17 protein-coding genes and 1 pseudogene are annotated in these 18,095 nt (G+C 66.7%); 6 read left to right on the top strand and 12 right to left on the bottom strand.

All coding sequences use genetic code 11. From position 1 onward, the window contains the following. Positions 1-105 precede the first annotated feature (105 nt). The 3 genes and pseudogenes from IEW22_RS18375 to IEW22_RS18365 all read right to left on the bottom strand — a co-directional run. A pseudogene (locus IEW22_RS18375) lies at positions 106-1,251 on the bottom strand (glycosyltransferase); the annotation flags it as partial. A 98-nt stretch (positions 1,252-1,349) separates the two neighbouring features. After that, on the bottom strand, positions 1,350-2,861 hold the full coding sequence (locus IEW22_RS18370) for a hypothetical protein (protein ID WP_188588646.1): 1,512 nt from the start codon (positions 2,859-2,861) through the stop codon (positions 1,350-1,352). A gap of 13 nt (positions 2,862-2,874) precedes the next feature. Further along, a complete protein-coding gene (locus IEW22_RS18365; protein ID WP_188588644.1) occupies positions 2,875-4,851 on the bottom strand; it encodes a hypothetical protein in 1,977 nt (658 codons plus the stop codon). Between the two features lie 233 nt (positions 4,852-5,084). On the opposite strand from IEW22_RS18365, the gene IEW22_RS18360 reads away from it, so the two are divergent. Next, positions 5,085-5,846 (top strand): LamB/YcsF family protein, encoded by a 762-nt coding sequence (locus IEW22_RS18360; protein ID WP_188588653.1) that lies wholly within the window; start codon positions 5,085-5,087, stop codon positions 5,844-5,846. Here IEW22_RS18360 and IEW22_RS18355 read toward each other — a convergent pair. The 6 genes from IEW22_RS18355 to IEW22_RS18330 all read right to left on the bottom strand — a co-directional run bounded on the left by IEW22_RS18355 (position 5,827) and on the right by IEW22_RS18330 (position 10,492). Further along, entirely contained in the window at positions 5,827-6,285 is a 459-nt protein-coding gene (locus tag IEW22_RS18355) for a MaoC family dehydratase (RefSeq protein ID WP_188588642.1), read from the bottom strand. The two genes, IEW22_RS18360 and IEW22_RS18355, sit on opposite strands and share 20 nt — an antisense overlap. A gap of 89 nt (positions 6,286-6,374) precedes the next feature. Continuing rightward, entirely contained in the window at positions 6,375-7,343 is a 969-nt protein-coding gene (gene rlmB, locus IEW22_RS18350; protein ID WP_188588640.1) for a 23S rRNA (guanosine(2251)-2'-O)-methyltransferase RlmB, read from the bottom strand. After that, on the bottom strand, positions 7,343-8,734 hold the full coding sequence (cysS, locus tag IEW22_RS18345) for a cysteine--tRNA ligase (RefSeq protein ID WP_188588638.1): 1,392 nt from the start codon (positions 8,732-8,734) through the stop codon (positions 7,343-7,345). Before cysS ends, rlmB begins: the two co-directional genes overlap by 1 nt. A 74-nt stretch (positions 8,735-8,808) precedes the next feature. Next, complete coding sequence (ispF, locus tag IEW22_RS18340) at positions 8,809-9,276, bottom strand: 2-C-methyl-D-erythritol 2,4-cyclodiphosphate synthase (RefSeq protein WP_188588636.1); 468 nt, start codon at positions 9,274-9,276, stop codon at positions 8,809-8,811. Positions 9,277-9,295: 19 nt separating this feature from the next. Beyond that, entirely contained in the window at positions 9,296-9,979 is a 684-nt protein-coding gene (ispD, locus tag IEW22_RS18335; RefSeq protein WP_268235499.1) for a 2-C-methyl-D-erythritol 4-phosphate cytidylyltransferase, read from the bottom strand. 24 nt (positions 9,980-10,003) lie between these two features. Next, a complete protein-coding gene (locus IEW22_RS18330; protein ID WP_188588649.1) occupies positions 10,004-10,492 on the bottom strand; it encodes a CarD family transcriptional regulator in 489 nt (162 codons plus the stop codon). A gap of 372 nt (positions 10,493-10,864) precedes the next feature. On the opposite strand from IEW22_RS18330, the gene IEW22_RS18325 reads away from it, so the two are divergent. After that, positions 10,865-11,473 carry a hypothetical protein gene (locus IEW22_RS18325; RefSeq protein WP_188588634.1) on the top strand — a complete coding sequence of 203 codons (609 nt, stop codon included), beginning with the start codon at positions 10,865-10,867 and terminating at the stop codon, positions 11,471-11,473. Between the two features lie 103 nt (positions 11,474-11,576). After that, complete coding sequence (radA, locus tag IEW22_RS18320) at positions 11,577-12,971, top strand: DNA repair protein RadA (RefSeq protein WP_188588632.1); 1,395 nt, start codon at positions 11,577-11,579, stop codon at positions 12,969-12,971. A 7-nt stretch (positions 12,972-12,978) separates the two neighbouring features. Here radA and IEW22_RS18315 read toward each other — a convergent pair whose 3' ends face one another. Beyond that, a complete protein-coding gene (locus IEW22_RS18315) occupies positions 12,979-13,545 on the bottom strand; it encodes a PaaI family thioesterase (RefSeq protein ID WP_229742887.1) in 567 nt (188 codons plus the stop codon). Between the two features lie 64 nt (positions 13,546-13,609). On the opposite strand from IEW22_RS18315, the gene disA reads away from it, so the two are divergent. Beyond that, entirely contained in the window at positions 13,610-14,728 is a 1,119-nt protein-coding gene (disA, locus tag IEW22_RS18310; RefSeq protein ID WP_188588630.1) for a DNA integrity scanning diadenylate cyclase DisA, read from the top strand. 97 nt (positions 14,729-14,825) lie between these two features. Here the strand turns inward: disA and IEW22_RS18305 are convergent, their stop codons facing one another. Next, entirely contained in the window at positions 14,826-15,695 is an 870-nt protein-coding gene (locus tag IEW22_RS18305; RefSeq protein WP_188588629.1) for a hypothetical protein, read from the bottom strand. 117 nt (positions 15,696-15,812) lie between these two features. Continuing rightward, complete coding sequence (locus IEW22_RS18300) at positions 15,813-16,469, bottom strand: carbonic anhydrase (RefSeq protein WP_188588628.1); 657 nt, start codon at positions 16,467-16,469, stop codon at positions 15,813-15,815. On the opposite strand from IEW22_RS18300, the gene IEW22_RS18295 reads away from it, so the two are divergent. Together IEW22_RS18295 and IEW22_RS18290 are read left to right on the top strand one after the other, a co-directional pair. Further along, on the top strand, positions 16,468-17,352 hold the full coding sequence (locus IEW22_RS18295; RefSeq protein ID WP_188588627.1) for an HhH-GPD family protein: 885 nt from the start codon (positions 16,468-16,470) through the stop codon (positions 17,350-17,352). The genes IEW22_RS18300 and IEW22_RS18295 overlap by 2 nt on opposite strands. 146 nt (positions 17,353-17,498) lie before the next feature. Further along, positions 17,499-18,014, top strand: coding sequence for a DUF222 domain-containing protein (locus IEW22_RS18290; RefSeq protein ID WP_188588626.1), 516 nt, complete (start codon positions 17,499-17,501; stop codon positions 18,012-18,014). The last annotated feature ends 81 nt before the right edge of the window (positions 18,015-18,095 follow it).

Genomic DNA, 18,095 nt, shown 5'->3' with positions numbered 1-18,095 from the left:
CGTCGCGGAACTCCTGGGGATAGGGCTTGGGCACAGCTGGCATCCTTCCAGGCCGCCCGGCAGGGCAAGCCAGATCAGATGTCACCTACTCGTGCACCAGCCCCTGTTGACGCAGGCGATGAGTGGTGTGCCGGCCATCAGGATCGTGAAGCGATACATGCCGAACGTCCCCAGATTCCGCCAGGTGCGCAGCGGATTTCGCATGTGCACCAGCCACGTCTGCATATAGCCCTTGTACCAACGCGATCGCTGACGGATCCAGTTGATCGGATCGGGGTTGGCCTCCTCGAGCGTGGTCGACTCGATCACCGCCGTGCGATAACCCTTCTCCGCGATCCGGACACCCAGATCGGCGTCCTCGGTCACATTGAACGGGTCCCAGGCACCGATGTGATCGAGCACGCTGCGTCTGAGGTGGTTGGTGGTGCCGCCCAACGGGATCGGTGAGGAGCTGCGCATCAGACCGGGCAGCAGGTAGCCGAACCACAGTCCGTAGTCGGCCGCGAACCATGCGGTCAGTGTGTTCTGGTCGCCGTTGTGAAAATTCAGCATCCCCTGGATGCAGGCGATGTTGTCGGGCATATCCGAGAACGCCGCCGCCACGCGCCGCAGCTGCAGCGGCTCGGGCAGATCCTCGGCGTCGTAGATGGTGATGATCTCACCGGTGGCGAAGTGCAGCCCGTAGTTGCAGGCCTTGGGTTTGGTCCTCGGGTCGGCCGGGGGCACCTCGAGCGGTGTCACCAGCGAGTGTTCGTCGACTCCGTTCTCATGTGCGGCGTTGATGGTGACGTCGTCATCGCCCTCGAGCAGCAGCAGAATCTGCAGCTTGTCGCGGGGATAGTCCAACGCCGACATCGCGCCGATGAGTTCGCCGATGATCTCGGGTTCGTCATAGGCGGGCATCAGCACGGTGTAGGTGGGTAGCTCGTCGTCGGGGATCGCCGTGGCCCGCTCATCGGAGACCCGCAACGGCCCGCTCGCCAATCCGTCACGGAACATGACGATCCGGTCGAGCATCGTGATCACGTACACGGCGGTGGCGATGGCCACCAGGACTGTCAGCGTCGGCACCAGCCAGAGCACCAGACAGACGACGATGACGATCGCGAGCGCAACGAACCCCACGATCTGGGGTTTCGTGAATGCCACCGATGCCGACGCCTCGGGCTGCTTCTCGCGCAGTCCGTCGACGGCGTCGTGCAGGGCCGCGGCCCGGAACTCCTCGCTGGAGTTCTTCTCCTGGAACGTCATCTCCGACTCACGGTCGAGGATCGACCCACGCATCTCGGCGGACTCGCCCGGACGGGCGTCGGGCTCCCTGCTGTCGCCTGCGTTGCCACCTCCTGCGTTCACTGCGATCCACCCGCCTGAATCTGTGCGTCGACGATGTCGTGACCGACGTCGACGAGCATGTCGCGATCTTTGAACAACGGCCGCCGGTCGGCGGTCACCGAGTTGCCGCGGACCAATGCGTTGACGAGCAACGCGAGATTCCTGCCGATCGACAGTGTCGGCACGGGGAACGGGGCGTCGGGCTCGTGATTGTCGACGCTGAGCAGCCTGATCTCCTGCCATCGGTCGCCGCTGCGCCAGCGCCAGGTCATGATCGTGAACGTCAGAAACTTGGCTTCGTCGACGACGCTGCGGATCTGGGCATCCACGCCGTGACCGAGATCGGCCGACTGCGGATCGGAGAATCGCGCCTTGTTCAGGTCGTAGAGGCTGGTCACCGGATAGATGTCAAGCGGCAGTAGGTAATCGGTGGTGACCGTATCGATCATCACACTCCTGCGGCGGTTCTTGTCGTCCCACGAGATGTTGGGCACGTCGGCGAGGATCCTCTGCCGCTGCATCACCGAGCCCGACCCGAACAGTGCGCTGACCCACCCGTACCGGTGGGTGGCCCCGACCTGTCTCCACCCAGCCGGCACCCGCAGCGACTCACCTGTGGCCAGCCCGGGGACGTGGGCGGCCGGCAATGTGGGCGGGTTCGCGATGCCGACGAATGCGGTGACCACCGCCATGACCGCCACGAAGGCAGCCGCCTTGCGAGGACCGCGCACAACGGGGTCGTCGAAGCCATGATCGCGGTACTCCCGGGCAGACAGTCCGCGCCGCCTCCACAGGATCCAACATCCCACCGCGGTGCCGGCGATGATGCCGGGTGCCAATGTGAGCGCCCGCCCGTCGGAGACGCCGGCCGCCCACATGCACACGGCCAGAACGACTCCCGCTGCCGCGATCACCACTCCGTAGACCAGACCGTCGCGGCGGGTACGCGCCGCGCCGACCCCGATCGCATATCCGGCGTAGATCGACGTGATGACACCGGCCGCCAGTGCCGATCCACCCAGAGCGATCAGCACGATCCGATGCGGCAACGGCAACATCAGCAACACCAGCAACCACATCCAGCGATACCGGGCGGTCGGCCGTAGCCCGAACATGAGCACCGAACCGGCGATGGCGAACAGCCAGACGGCAGGGGCGCTCGGGCTGGTGAGGTAGTAGACGTCCTCGAACCGCCCGACGAGGATCGCCTTGACCAGGAATGCGCCGACGATGAGAACCCCGCCGACGATCGCGTCGATCTGCCGGTCGTTGATCGGCAGTTCCTTCGGTTTGCGGATGGTGGTGCCGTAAGCGCAGGCCAACGCCGCCACCGGGATCAGCGGTAGATACGACGACAGCGGATCCCCGGCGACCAGATGTGCGTACTGGTCGAAGCTGTTCCAGAAGGCCACGCAGGTGGCGACCGCGAGGAACACCAGCCGAGTGGCCACCACCGCAATCGGATGCCATTGCCGCAGCACCTCGGTCGCAGCGACGTCGGGGCTGGTCGCCGTCGAAGGGGTCGTCATCGGCGTCGGTCGATCAGGCGTCGCCGGACTTGCGGCGGCGGATGACGAAGTACCAGAGCAGTACGGCGATCACCACGACGATCGCCGCCACCCCGACAACGATCGCCCGGATGGTCGATCCCGACAGCGAGTGCGACTTCGAACTCGCCTTGCCCTTCCCCGCCGACGGAATGTCCAGCAGCAACGGAGCGCGACCAGTGGTCTGCATCATCACGTCGCCGTCGAGCCCGCTCCACCTGGTGGGGTCGGCGTCGAGCCAGGCGAGCATCGAATCCAACAGCGCCGCATCTCCTGACGAACCGGCGGTCACCACGCTTCTCCCGGACTGCCGGAACACCTGCATCGAGCCGAATGGGGTGGCCGGGCTGAGCTGAATGCTGAAAGCCTTGCCGTCGGTGTCGCGCGTCCCGGCGATCCGGTAGGCACCCGACTGACCCGCCTTCACGGGCAAGGGCATGTCACCGAAATCCTGTCCGCCGGCGTCGATCAGCACCAGCGGGGTTCCCGAACTCGTCAACGCCGACTTCCAGTTCGTCGCCAGCGTGATGCCCAGCGGGACCGACGAGGACTGCCGCTGCAGCCCGGCCACGATGGAGACACCGCGGGCGGTGTCGGCGAAATCGCCGTCGTGGAAGGCGAGGGTGAACCCAGGCATCACCGCCTGCGGCAGCGACTGGAAGCCGGCGGGCACCGGCGGATTGGCGACGCTGGAGCGGATCTCACCGGAATCGCTGACCGTCAACGTCACGAGTTGACGGTTGCCGCAGCCGGCCTCCTCGTCGCCGCGTTCGAGTGTGACGATCAATTCGGTGTAGCGCCGGAGCTCGTCGTCGGGGATCGTGACCCATTTGTCGAAGGTGCCGTCGGATTCGGCCTGCCACGAGTCGATCACGTTCCCGCCGATACGCACCGACAACCGCCCACCCGAATCACGCGGCAGCGGCGTGTAGGACCCGGTCAGTTCCACCCGTACGTTCTTCGAGGGCCTGCCCAGCTTGGTCTGGTCGATCCCGATGATCACCGACGGACGCGAGGGGGCGGTGACGGTCTGTGTGCCGGCGCCGATGTCGGACAGTGTGCGCACGTCGGGGGTCATCTGAGGCCCGGGTGCCAGCTGCGAGACCATCGCCGTCGACGAGACCGCGATCGGCGCGAGCCCACTGGTGAGCATCTGCGCCTGTGACTGCAGATTGTCGGCCGTACCGCTCATCAACAGGAAGGGCGCGCCACCGGGACGCCGCTCCAACGACATCGAATCGGTGGTGTTGGCGCGCACCACGATCTGCCGTTCGAGGAAGCCGGGGGCATCCGGCGGGGTGACCGAGCCCGCGGGTAACGACCTCGTCTGTACGCGCACGAGCGCCGTGCCGTAGTGCAGCACCACCGCCGAGGCGAGATGAACGGCCGCATTCTGCTCGGCGTACTCGGGCCGGGCGGGCACGTAGATGGTGAGCGTTCGCAGGATCGGCGGCATGAAGTCGGCGATGGTGGCCGGTTGCTGTTCGGTGCCGCTAAAGGTGATGGCCGCACCGGTGATACGCATCGGATCGTCGGGGTCGAAGGTGCAGAACTGGTCGGCGGACAGATACGTCCGCAACGTCACCGAGGCGCCGTTACCGTCCACCCGCAATCCGGTGAGCGGGATCGTGATCGGAGCGTTGGGCGCCACCGGGATCGGGGTCCGCGACAGCAGGCGATCGCCTTGGATCGCATCGATCTCACCGGAGGCGACATTCGCCGGGACCGCGACCGTTCCGGTGATGACGGTCGGGGTGAGGCCCTGCGGCACCGGTACGGCCACACTCACCGACGCGGCCTGACCGGTGAAAGACAGGGTCGACGATCCGCCGATGGAATCCAGACTCACGCTCGTGGTGCCGGCCGCCGGTGACTGCTCGTCACCAGGGGCGGCGCCGGCACTCGCGGTCTGCAGAACCGACGGCGACAGCATCACCAGTGCGCCGACGAGCAGCGCTGTACAGACACGCATCGGCAGACCCCGACGAAGACCGCCGGTCCGCGTTGGCCGTATGTGCACAAGACTCCGTTCGACATCGATACGCGGTGGACCCGAGCAGGCACTCCGACCGAAATGTCGATATCCGCCATTCTCTCTGTGACAGCGTGGATTCGACCCTGAATGCAACATAGCCCAGAATCAACGACGCCGTGTGAGGCATGCACGAGCCGATGGGGATATCGTCGGCCAACGTGACAACCCACATCGCTTCGATCGATCTCAATGCCGATCTCGGTGAGAGCTTTGGAAATTGGACACTCGGCGACGACGCGGCGATGCTCGCCGTGGTCTCGAGCGCCAACGTGGCCTGCGGATTTCACGCCGGCGATCCCGACACCATCCGACGGACCTGCAGGCAGGCGGTCGCGCGCGGGGTACGCATCGGCGCGCAGGTGGGTTATCCCGATTTGCCAGGTTTCGGTAGACGCTTCATCGACATGGCCCCAAGCGATCTCACGAGTGCGGTGATCTATCAGACAGGTGCGCTCACCGCGCTGGCGGCGAGCGTCGGCGGCACGGTCGACTACGTGAAACCACACGGGGCGCTCTACAACACGATCGTCAGCCACGAGGGACAGGCCGCGGCCGTGGTGGCCGCACTGACGGCACTGGGCGGCCGCCTTCCGCTGATGGGCCTACCGACGGCGCTGGCCACCGACCTCGCCAGACGAGCGGGATTGCCGGTCATCACAGAGGCATTCGCCGATCGCGCCTATCTGCCCGACGGATCGCTGGCGCCGCGGTCGATGTCCGGTGCGGTGTTGCACGACTCGGCGGCGATCGCCGAACGTGCCGTCCGTATGGTCACCGACCACAGCGTGGTCGCCGTGGACGGCAGCGTGCTCGAGATCGTCCCCGAGTCGTTGTGTCTGCACGGCGACACCCCCGGCGCGGTGGCCCACGCCGACGCGGTGCGTGCGGCGCTGGTCGGTGCGGGTGTGGCGATCAGTAGTAGACGCGGGTGATCGTCTCGGCCACCAGCGCGGGCTTGTCGGCTCCCTCGATCTCCACGGTCTGCCCCACCACCACCTGAAAACCGTTTTCGCCCACCGGCTCGGCCACCGTGATCTTGGGCGACAGGCGAATTCGTGAACCCACCGGCACCGGCGCCACGAATCGCACCTTGTTCGACCCGTAGTTCACCAGCAGGCGCGCACCGTCGATCTTGTAGACCTGCGAGGCCAGGACCGGGACCAGTGACAGCGTCAGGTACCCGTGGGCGATCGGACCACCGAACGGGCTTTCCTTCGTGGCCCGCTCGACATCCACGTGGATCCACTGGTGATCACCGGTCGCATCGGCGAAGGTGTTCACCCGGTCCTGGTCGACGAGCAGCCAGTCGCTGTGGCCCAGTTCGACACCGACGGCGGCGACGAGATCGTCACGAGAAGCAATGGCATACATGGTTTCCGAGGCTAGTGATCACAAGCCCGGCGCGGGCTCGATTGATCGCAACACGGTTGACCACAACCGGTCATCGAGCAGAGGCGACCCTAGGACGAGCGGCGCTGCCGTGCGAAGTCGGCGAGTACGACTCCCGCGGCCACCGATGCGTTGAGGCTCTCCACCGGTCCGGCCATCGGGATCGACAGGATCGAGTCGCAGGTCTCGCGCACCAGACGCGAGAGCCCCTTACCCTCGGAACCGACCACGATCACCGTCGGCCCGCTCCCGTCGTAGTCGTCGAGAGTGGTGTCGCCGTCGGCGTCGAGCCCCACGATCTGCGCACCGTCGGCGGCCCACTGCTTGAGCGTGCGCGTGAGATTCGGGGCCTGCGCCACGGGCAGTCGCGCTGCCGCACCGGCACTCGTACGCCACGCGACGGCGGTCACCGATGCGCTGCGGCGGGCCGGGATCAGCACTCCGTGACCACCGAAGGCCGCCACCGAGCGGATGACCGCACCGAGGTTGCGCGGGTCGGTGATGTTGTCGAGAGCAACCAGCAACGGCGGCTCCCCGCTGTCGATGGCACGGGCCATCACATCGTCGGGATGGGCGTACTCATAGGGCGGGACCTGCAGCGCAACACCCTGATGCAGCCCGTTCGCCGACATCCGGTCGAGCTCGGCCTTACCGACCTCGAGGATGGTGATGCCCTTGTCGCCGGCGATCTTCACGCTCTCGGCCAGACGTTCGTCGGGTTCGGTGCTCGACACCACGTACAGTGCGGTCGCCGGGACGCCCGCCCGCAGACATTCGAGGACCGGATTGCGGCCGAGGACGTACTCAGGACCGCCGTCGCGGCCACGCTCACCCCGTCTGCCGCCGGCGGGACGGCCACCGGAGGACTTCGCCGCCGCCTTGGCCCGCTTGTGCGCCGGATGGTACACGCGATCCTCGGCCTTGGGAGTGGCGCCGCGTCCCTCGAGTGAGCGGCGTCGTTGCCCGCCCGACCCGACGGTCTGCCCCTTCTTGGAGCCCGTCTTGCGGACCGCGCCTTTGCGCTTGGAATTCCCCGCCATCACCGGGCACCCTTCACATTCCATTGCGGACCGTCGGCGGTGTCGGTCACTTCGACACCGGCGGCCGCGAGTCGGTCGCGGGCAGCATCTGCGGCCGCCCAGTCTTTGTCGGCGCGCGCACTCGACCGACGCTCGAGTTCGGCGCGCACCAGCACGTCGAGGGCTGCCATCGCCGCGCTGTCGTCGGACTGCGACGCCCAGTGCGGATCGAGCGGGTCGACGCCGAGGATTCCCGTCATCGCCCGCACCGACGCCGCCGCATTGCGTGCCAACTCGGCCTGCCCCTCGTCGAGTGCGGCGTTGCCGACCCGGACGGTGTTGTGGATCTCGGCCAGTGCCGCCGGCACGCCGAGGTCATCGTCGAGTGCGGCGGCGAACCCCTCGGCGACCTCGCCCACCGCGACGTCGCCGTATCGCGCGACGACCCGCTCGACGAATGATTCGATACGCCGGTAGGCCGCCGCGGCCTCCAGCAGTGCACCGTCGGAGTACTCGAGCATCGAGCGGTAGTGGGCGCTGCCCAGGTAGTAGCGCAGCTCGACCGCACGCACCCGCTCGAGCATCGCCGGGATCGACACCACGTTGCCCAGCGACTTGCTCATCTTCTCGCCGCCCATGGTCACCCAGCCGTTGTGCAGCCAATAGCGCGCGAACGGGTCACCGGCGCCGTGGGCTTCGGCGATCTCGTTCTCATGATGCGGGAACACCAGATCCATACCGCCGCAGTGGATGTCGAACTCAGCACCGAGCAGCTCGGTGGCCATCGCCGCACATTCGAGATGCCAGCCCGGCCGTCCCGGACCCCACGGGGTCGGCCATGAGGGCTCCCCGGTCTTCGCGGCCTTCCACAGGGTGAAGTCGCGCGGATCGCGTTTGCCGGTGCCCGCGCTCTCCCCCTGATGCACGTCGTCGAGCCGGTGCCCCGACAGTGCGCCGTAGTCGGGCAGGCTGCGCACGTCGTAGTAGACGTTGCCGTCAGCGGCGTAGGCGTGTCCGCGGTCGATCAGCCGCTCCATGTACTCCACCATCTGCGTGATGAAGCCCGTGGCGCGCGGCTCGGCCGAGGGCGGCAGCACCCCGAGCGCCCGGTAGGCGTCGTCGAAGGCCCGCTCGTGGGTGTTGGCCCACTCCCACCACGGCCGACCGGCGTCGGCAGCCTTGGTGAGGATCTTGTCGTCGATGTCGGTGACGTTGCGGACGAACCACACGTCGTGGCCCTTGTGGATCAACCACCGGCGCAGCACGTCGAAGGCGATACCGCTGCGCACATGACCGATGTGGGGAATGCCCTGGACGGTGGCACCACACAGATAGATCGTCACCCGGCCGGAGTGCAGCGGAACGAAGTCGCGCACCTCGCGAGCAGCGGTGTCATGTAGGCGCAGGGTCACGACGTGCGATTCTACCGGGCAGCGATCACGCCGTCGCCGGGCCACAGGCGATCACGACGTCGCCAGGCGACAGGTCAGCCCTCCAGCAACGCTGTCGCGACTGCGGCGATCCCTTCCCCACGACCGGTCAGGCCCAGGCCGTCGGTGGTGGTCGCCGACACCGACACCGGGGCCCCGCCGAGTAGTCCCGAGAGCACGGACTGCGCCTCGTCACGCCGCGGCCCGATCTTGGGCCGGTTACCGATCACCTGGACCGCCGCGTTCACCACGGAGAAGCCGTTCTCACCGAGCAGACCGGCGACGTGGGTCAGCATGCTCGCTCCTGACACGCCGTCCCACTCTGGTCGTCCGGTGCCGAACACCGCGCCGAGGTCACCGAGCCCCGCTGCCGAGAGCAACGCATCGCAGAGCGCATGGATCCCGACGTCGCCGTCGGAATGACCGTCACAGCCGTCGGCGTCGTCGAACAGCAGCCCGACCATCCAGCACGGACGGCCAGGCGTGATCGGATGGACGTCGGTGCCGATCCCCACGCGCATCACGACGTCGCCTCGTCACCCATCACGACGTCGCCTCGTCGGCGAGCAGCAGCCGCGCGATCCGCAGATCGAATGCGGTGGTGATCTTGAAGGCGTACTGGTCGCCGTGCACCGTCTGTACCCGTGAGCCGAGGGCCTCCACCAGGCCGGCATCGTCGGTGGCATCCCCGGACTCGGCATGAGCGAGCTGTAATGCCGTGTGGGTGAAGCCCTGTGGAGTCTGAACGGCGCGCAGTTTCGCACGGTCGACGGTTTCGATGACCTCGTGGTCGACGGTGTCGACACGCTTGAGCGTGTCGACCACCGGGAGGACGGGGACCACTGCGGTCGCACCGTTGCGCAGTTCGTCGTCGACACGGACGAACAGATCGGGTGGGGTGAGGGCACGCGCGGCGTCGTGGATGAGGACCCGCTCGGCGGCGCCGATCACCGCAAGACCCGCGCGCACCGAGTCGCTGCGTTCGGCGCCACCGGCGACCACCTCGGCCTCGGGAACCAGCTCGCGCGCATGCTCGACCATGTCCTCGGGAACCACCACGATCACGCGGGAGAAAACACTCGAGCGCAGCGCGGAATCCACGCTGCGCTCGAGAATGGTCGTACCACCGAGATCGACGAATGCCTTCGGCTGGTCTTCACCGAGCCTCGTGCCCATCCCGGCTGCCGGGATGAGTGCGACTGTGCCCGTTCGGGGGTTGCTGCTCACCCGGCAAAAACTACCCGGTCCAGATCAGGACGCGGCCGCCAACACCTCGTCGAGGATGATCGATGCCTTCTCGTCGTTGGTGTTCTGCGCCAGCGACAACTCATCGACCAGTACCCGACGTGCACGGGTCAGCATGCGCTTCTCGCCTGCCGACAGTCCGCGATCCTGCTCACGACGCCACAGGTCGCGGACGATCTCGGCCACCTTGATGATGTCGCCGGAGATCAACTTCTCCTGATTTGCCTTGAAACGGCGTGCCCAGTTTGTGGGCTCTTCGGTATGCGGTGCACGAAGCACCTGGAACACCTTGTCCAGCCCCTCTTCACCGACGACGTCTCGGACGCCGACATATTCGAGCTTGGTCGACGGGATCTGAACGGTCATGTCACCATCTGCGACCTTGAGGACCAGGTACTCCACCTGCTCACCCTTGATCGTCCGGGTCACAATGTCTTCGACTCGGGCAGCACCGTGATGGGGGTAGACAACGGTGTCACCAACTTTGAAATTCAATGTTCCTGGCCCCTTTCGATGGAGCCAGTTTAACACGTCCATTTCCGACGCATCAGACAACGGCGCAGGTCAGCGGCCCGACACGCCCAAACGTCCCTGTCAACACGCCGTTTCGCCGACGAGTCGGACACCGGTGAACCCGCATGTCGGAGGCAGTTGTCGGAGACATTTGGGCCCCGACATGGGCCCGGTGGCCCGTCGCCCACTACGCTCCGTAGTGCGCGTGAGATGATCGTCAGCGATCGTCGTGGTCGGTGAATCGACCGCAGACGGTCACCGGCCGGCGGAAGTATCGACGAGAGCACCACCAGATGCGTCCACCACGACCGTCGCGCCGCACCGAAGTTGAGGACGCAACCTGGAGGGACACCGGTGTCAGTGCCGCAGAAATCCGCCCGTCTCACCCGTCTGCCGCGTGTACGTACCGCTGCGGCCGCCGCAGCCGTGGGAGCCGGATTGCTCGTCGGCCTGACCGCATGCGGCTCTGGCCAGGTCTCGCAGACCACCAACCAGCAGCCGGCCGTGCCGGGTGCACAGGGTATGACCGGCCAGCTGGCGCTACGCAACGTCGAACTGACCTATCCGTCGAACGACGGTGCCACGCAGCAATTCGACAACGGCAAGCCGCTGGACATGACCTTCATCATCTCCAACAACAGCCCTGACACCGCCGACAAGCTGGTGTCCATCGAGCCGACCACCGGCCAGGGCAGCGTCAAGATCGACGGCAACACCTCGTTGCCGGCGCAGCAGGCGCTGCGCGCCGGTACCCCGTCGCTGTTGCTCGTCGATTCGGCGGCCGCCTCGGAGTCGCCGGCCTCGGGAGCCACCAACCGCCACATCGACGTGGTCTACACCGGCGGGGCCGCCACGCTGACCCCCGGGCTGAACGTGGACATGAAGTTCACCTTCAGCAATGCGCCGGCGATCACGCTGCCGGTCCCGATCGTGGCGCCGATCGACCAGCCGCGCCAACCCTGACCCGGCGACGGTCGATGCCGACCGCGCCGTCACCTGTAGCGCGATGATCCCCGTAGCCCTGCGGCTGCGGGGATCTGTCGGTGGTCGGGGCTAGTCTTTTCCCGTGGCCAAACCCAAGGCGTCTTATCGTTGCAGCGCATGCGGATTCGCTCCGCCCAAATGGGTGGGGCGCTGCCCGGAGTGCGGCGAGTGGGGTTCGGTCGACGAGGTCGCCGCCCTGCCCGCGGCGTCGTCGGCGTCCTCACGCGCGGCAACGGCTGTGCTCCCGTCGACCGCCGCCCAACGCATCACCGAGATCGACCCCACCACCTCGGTCGCCATCCCCACCGGGATAGGCGAATTCGATCGCGTGCTCGGCTCGGGTGTGGTGCCCGGGTCGGTGGTGCTGCTCGCTGGTGAACCCGGCGTCGGCAAGTCGACACTTCTGCTCGAGGCGGTGCGCAGGTGGGCCGAGAGCGGCCGCACCGCGCTCTACATCACCGGGGAGGAGTCGGCCGGGCAGGTTCGCCTACGCGCCGAACGCACCGGCGCGGTCAACGAGAACATCTATCTGGCAGCCGAATCCGATCTGGGAACCGTCCTGGGCCACGCCGAGTCCCTGCGCCCGGGACTCATGATCGTCGACTCGGTGCAGACGATGATCGCCGGCCACGCCGACGGCGTCACCGGCGGCGTCACCCAGATCAAGGCAGTCACCTCCGCCCTGGTGTCGCTCGCCAAGACCAGCGGCACCGCGGTTTTCCTCGTCGGGCATGTCACCAAGGACGGGCAGGTCGCCGGTCCGCGGTCACTGGAACATCTCGTCGACGTCGTGTTGTCCTTCGAGGGCGATCGCCATTCATCACTCCGCATGGTCCGCGGCGTGAAGAACCGTTTCGGCCCCTCCGACGAGGTGGGGTGTTTCGAGCAGCGCGACACCGGGATCCGCGAGGTCACCGACCCGTCGGGCCTCTTCCTGCAACACCGGGAGGCCACCGTCACCGGGTCGGCCATCACGGTGGCGATGGACGGCAAACGGGCGCTGGTCGGAGAGATCCAGGCGCTGTTCACCAACTCGCCGTTCGCCACCCCACGCCGGGAGGTCAGCGGCCTCGACTCCTCGCGCGTGGCGATGGTGATGGCCGTACTCGATGCACGGGTCGGGTTGAAGATGGAGAAGCGCGACGTCTACGCCTCAACGGTGGGCGGTATGAAGATCAGCGAGCCGAGTGCGGATCTGGCTGTCGCACTTGCTATTTCGTCGATGCACCACAACCGTCCACTACCCGCGGGCACCGTGATGATCGGCGAGGTGGGCCTCGCGGGCGAGGTTCGCCGGGTGCCGGCGATCGGACGACGCATCGCCGAGGCGAAGCGTCTGGGGTTCACCCGCGCATTCGTACCGGCCGGCTGTCTCGAGGATCGTCCCACCGGAATCTCGGTCGTGGAGGTCGGCACGCTCAGCGAGGCGATAGACCGCACGAAGGCCGACGCAGACGAGCCGGCGTACACGTTCTAGACGTCGGCTAGGGCCTACGCTCGCCTGCGGCGAAGTCGGCGGCGCTGCCGCTGGCCCGCCAGGTGTCCTTGAAGTGGTCGGCCGGCGAGATTCCGATGAACAGACCACGGGCGGTGGCGGCGGGTTCTGCGGCGCCGTCGATACTCGCTTCGGCTGCGATGTAGAGCTTGCGGCGCTGCAGCCCGATCAACCGGGCATCGATCGTGAGCGTCGCACCGATGGGGATCGGCGTGGCGAAGTCGACCTCGAGGTGTGCGGTCACCGCCACAGATCCGACGAGCATCGGGACGTTGCCCATCACCTCGTCGAACACCGACGACAGGATGCCGCCGTGGATCACGCCCGGACCACCTTCGAAACGCGCAGGCACCTCCCAGATGGCCGTCGTGTGTAGACCGCTGCCTGCCACGACCTGCAGGTGCAGACCGTCGGCCGACTTGGGTCCGCACCCGAAGCAATGCGGGTTGTGCACGTTGAGCACCGAGCCGGGGGCGGGGGCGAAGTCTGCGCGCTTCCCCGATTCGAGATCGTCGGGGATCACGAAGGACGCGGTCGAGAAAGCGGGGTCGTTCACGAGAAGTAATCTAGCGACGGTCGCCCGTCAGTACGAAGCCGGGCACGAATCGAAGAGGGACCAGATGGACGACGCGGGCGGACACAGCCGGACCGGCATCGATCACTCGGTGCGCACCGGTGAGTTGCTCCGCGGGACGATTGCGCGCCTCGCCCCGGGCACCGGGCTGCGGGACGGCCTCGAGCGCATCCTCCGCGGTCGGACGGGTGCGCTCATCGTGCTGGGCTACGACGACGACGTCGAACGCATCTGTGACGGGGGTTTCCACCTCGACGTGGAGTTCGCCCCCACCCGGCTGCGCGAGCTGGCGAAGATGGACGGTGCGGTGGTGCTGTCGTCGGATGGCAAGCGGATCGTGCGCGCGAACGTGCAGCTGGTCCCCGATCCCTCGATTCCCACCGAGGAGTCGGGCACGCGTCATCGCGCCGCCGAGCGCACCGCCATCCAGACCGGCTATCCGGTGGTCTCGGTCAGCGCGTCGATGTCGATCGTGAGCGCCTATGTGCAGGGCGTGCGGCATGTGGTGGAGGGTTCGGATGCGATCCTCTCGCGCGCGAACCTCGCACTGGCCACTCTCGAGCGCTACCGGACTCGGCTCGACGAGGTCGCCGCGGCGCTGTCGCGCGCCGAGATCGAGGACTATGTGTCGCTGCGCGATGCGATGGTCGCCGTACAGCGGTTGGAGATGGTCCGCCGCGTCGCCGCCGAGATCGAGCAATACGTGCTGGAACTGGGCAGCAACGGACGGCAGTTGTCGCTGCAGCTCGAAGAACTGGTCGGCGACAACGAGATCATGCGCGAGCTGCTGGTGCGCGACTACTACGCGACCCCCGAACCGGCGACCACCGAAGAGGTGCGCGGCGCACTCGAGGTCATCGAGGCGCTCTCGGATGCCGACCTGCTCGACACCACCCAGCTCGCCGGCGCCTTCGGCTACCCCACCACGATCGACGCCCAGGACACCACGATGAATCCGCGTGGATACCGGCTTCTGTCGGGAATCTCACGATTGCAGTTCGCCCACATCGATCGGCTCGCACGCAGCTTCGGGACACTGCAGGCACTGCTCGCCTCCACCTCGGCCGACCTCGAGGCCGTCGAAGGCATCGGCAGCATCTGGGCCAGGCACATCCGCGAGGGGTTGAGCCGATTGGCCGAGAGCAGCATCGAACGCTTCGACTGAATGCGGTGACGTCACGAGTCCGTCAGCAGTGCCCGGGTCCCGACCGGTACGTGACCCCGACCGGTACGTGACCCCGACCGGTACGTGACGCGGTGGCTCAGGCGCCGGTGTTCGCAGGTGCGGGCGCCGGGCCGACGTTGAACGTGATGGGCGAGCTCTGGCGCTCACCGAGGGCGGCGAAGGCCTGGTAGGCGCCCGGGCCCACCGGCTCGCGCTTGGCGGTGCAGCCGGGGTTGCTGCTGGTTCCCGACCAGACGATCTTGTCGGTGAACTGCTGACCCGGCTTGAGGAGCATGTTGTTCACCCCGGCGCCCGGGAAACAGTCGTTGGCCGACCAGATGTAGTGCACACCGTCGAGTGTGCGCACGGTGACGTTCTGCATGCCCTTGCCCACGTCGCGCGTGCAGTTCTGCAGGCCGATGTTGGTCACCACCAGGGTGAACGTCGGATGGTCTCCGACAACGTAATTGGCCTTGTCGGTGTAGAGCACCACCGAGATGTTCTGGTCGGGGCACAGACCCGAGGCGGGCACCGGCTGCGGAGTGCTCTGGGCCTGACCGCCATTGCCCGACTGCCCGCCTTGCGTGTCGGCGCCCTGGCCGCCACCGGATTGGTTCGACGAACCCTGGCCCCCGCCCGACGATCCCGCGGCCGGCACCTGCACGGTGGTTGCGAGGCCGTTGTCGCCGACATAGACCGACGGGGTGGCCGACTCGCTGCCCCCGTACCCGTCGCCGTATCCCGACGAGGAGGCGTCAGGTGACTGCGATGGGGCGCTCGGCGTGACCATCACCGCGCCCGCGCCGGGCAGCACACCGGATTCGCTGGTCTTCTTCGGACCACCGACACTCGTGGCCCACACGATCAGACCGATGACCACCGCCAAGACGATGACAACGATCCCGACCGCGAGCGCGCGCCGACGCCAGTAGATCTCGGGCGGCAGCGGCCCCTGCGGTTCCAACACGGCCCAACCGTACGGCGAACGAACCTGCGTCCGAATCACCCGACACGGCGTGTCGCGACCAGATCACGGCTTTACTGGGCTATTGCGAAAATTCACTCAGCGTCAGAGCGTGCACGCTCAGGAGGCGCGGACACCGATCGCGTTCTCCGGCAGCGGCGCGTCGCCGATGTCACCGAGCACCTCGCGCAGTGAGACCTCACCCTCCGACAACTTGTATGTCAGTCCCACGATGCCCAGCGTTCCGTTCTGCACGCGCTTGGCGATGATCTGGCTGCGATCCATCAGCAGCCGAGCGGTCTCCTCGACGTGTCGTGCCTCGAACTCGTCCACGCGACGCAGACCCTCGCTGCGGCCTGCGAGGATGCTCGGCGTCACCCGCTCGACCACGTCGCGGATGTACCCGCCGGGAATCTGCAGATCGTCGAGCGCTTCGAGGGTGGCCTGGACCGCGCCGCAGCTGTCATGTCCGAGGATCGCGATCAAGGGTGTGTCGAGTACCTCGACGGCGTACTCGATCGAGCCGAGTACCGCAGAATCGACCGTGTGACCTGCCGTGCGGATGACGAACATGTCGCCGAGTCCCTGGTCGAAGATCAGCTCGGCGGCCACGCGTGAATCCGCACAGCCGAAGAGGACTGCGCGCGGGTGCTGCCCCGCGGCGAGCCGATGACGGTCATCGATACCCTGACTCGGGTGTTTCGGTTCCCCACCGACGAATCGCCTGTTGCCTTGCTTGAGTTGATCCCATGCCTGCGCCGGAGTCACATCGCCCATGACTGACATTGTGCCCACTGTTGGGCTCCTTGGCTGGTTCGACGTCCACGAACGCGACCTGCCGTGGCGAGAACCCGGCATTTCGGGCTGGCAGATCCTGATGAGCGAGATCATGCTCCAGCAGACTCCAGTGGCTCGGGTGATGCCCGTCTGGTTGGACTGGGTGCAGCGCTGGCCTGTGCCGTCGGCGATGGCCGCCTCGAGCGTCGGCGAGGTGGTCCGCGCGTGGGGCAAGTTGGGCTATCCGCGCCGCGCGATGCGACTGCATGAGTGCGCGACCGTGTTGGCAGCCGAGCACGGCGACACCGTGCCCACCGACGTCGACACACTCCTGAGCCTGCCGGGCATCGGCGATTACACCGCCCGTGCCGTCGCCTGCTTCGCCTATCGTCAGCCTGTCCCTGTTGTCGACACCAACGTGCGTCGCGTGATCGCGCGAGCTGTGCACGGACGCGCGGAGCCGGGATCGCCGAGCAAACGCGATCTCGCTGATGCACAAGCCCTGCTACCCGCCGATCCCGGTGCAGCCACTCGGTTTTCGGCCGCATTGATGGAGCTCGGAGCATTGGTCTGCACTGCGCGTTCACCGCGCTGCGCAGACTGCCCTTTGCAGCGGACGTGCCGTTGGGTCGCTCGGGGCAAACCGGCACACGATGGCCCGGCCAAGCGTGTCCAGAAGTTCGCCGGCACCGACCGGCAGGTCCGAGGTCTCCTGATGGATGTGTTGCGCGACAGCAACTCTCCGGTCAGTCGCGACCGACTCGACAGCGTCTGGCTGACCGATGTGGCACAACGTGACCGGGCGCTGGACTCCCTGCTGACCGACGGACTCATCGAACTGCGCACCGATGGCAGATATTGCCTTGCGGGCGAGGGTGATTGACGCTCGGTGTCATTCACGTGAATGATCTTGGCATTGCTCGTGATTCGGTGCTGTTTTCCCTTGTCGGAGTGGACTTTCCTAGGTAGACTCGAACATGTATTCGATAGATGGTTCGAGTCGTGGTCATCCGCCGAGAGGGGGTTCCGATGTCTCTGGTTGAACAGTCTGTTGAGTCAGATCCGGATCTCTCCGCATTGGGATTGCCAGAGTCGTTGGATGAGGTGGATGCTGCCGGCCTGGGTGAGGTTGTTGTTCGGGCGCGGCGTGCGGGTGCGTTGATGGACTGGCACCGGTTGCGGGCGATGGCCGAAGTCTTCGAACGGCTGGTCGCCCCGTATGCCGAGGAAGACCGCCGCGTCTACGACGCTCACGCTCGCGCGGCGAATGAGATCGCGATGATGCTCGGTCGCAGTCAAGCCGGTGTGGAAACCGAGTTGATGGACGCCGCCCACCTGTTCGCTGGCCTGCCGCATGTGGCGCAATGCCTGCATGACGGAGTGATCACCGGCGGACACATCCGCACGATCATCGCGCGCACCGCACTGGTCGGCGGCCAAGAGTATGCACCGCTCGTGGATGACGAACTGGCGGAGGCTCTGCGGCGGCAGGGCAGCTGGTCGCTGCAGCGCCTGCGCGATGAGCGTGTCAGATGGTTTGTGTGAGGTAGCGGTGCTCCTGACTGAAAGCCGAGACACTGATGACTGTGGTGGACAAGAAACTCGAGCGTGACCAACGTCGCCGGG

This window comes from Gordonia jinhuaensis (assembly GCF_014639795.1).
Taxonomy (GTDB): Bacteria; Actinomycetota; Actinomycetes; order Mycobacteriales; family Mycobacteriaceae; genus Gordonia_B; species Gordonia_B jinhuaensis.
This window is presented reverse-complemented; position numbering and strand designations above follow the sequence as displayed.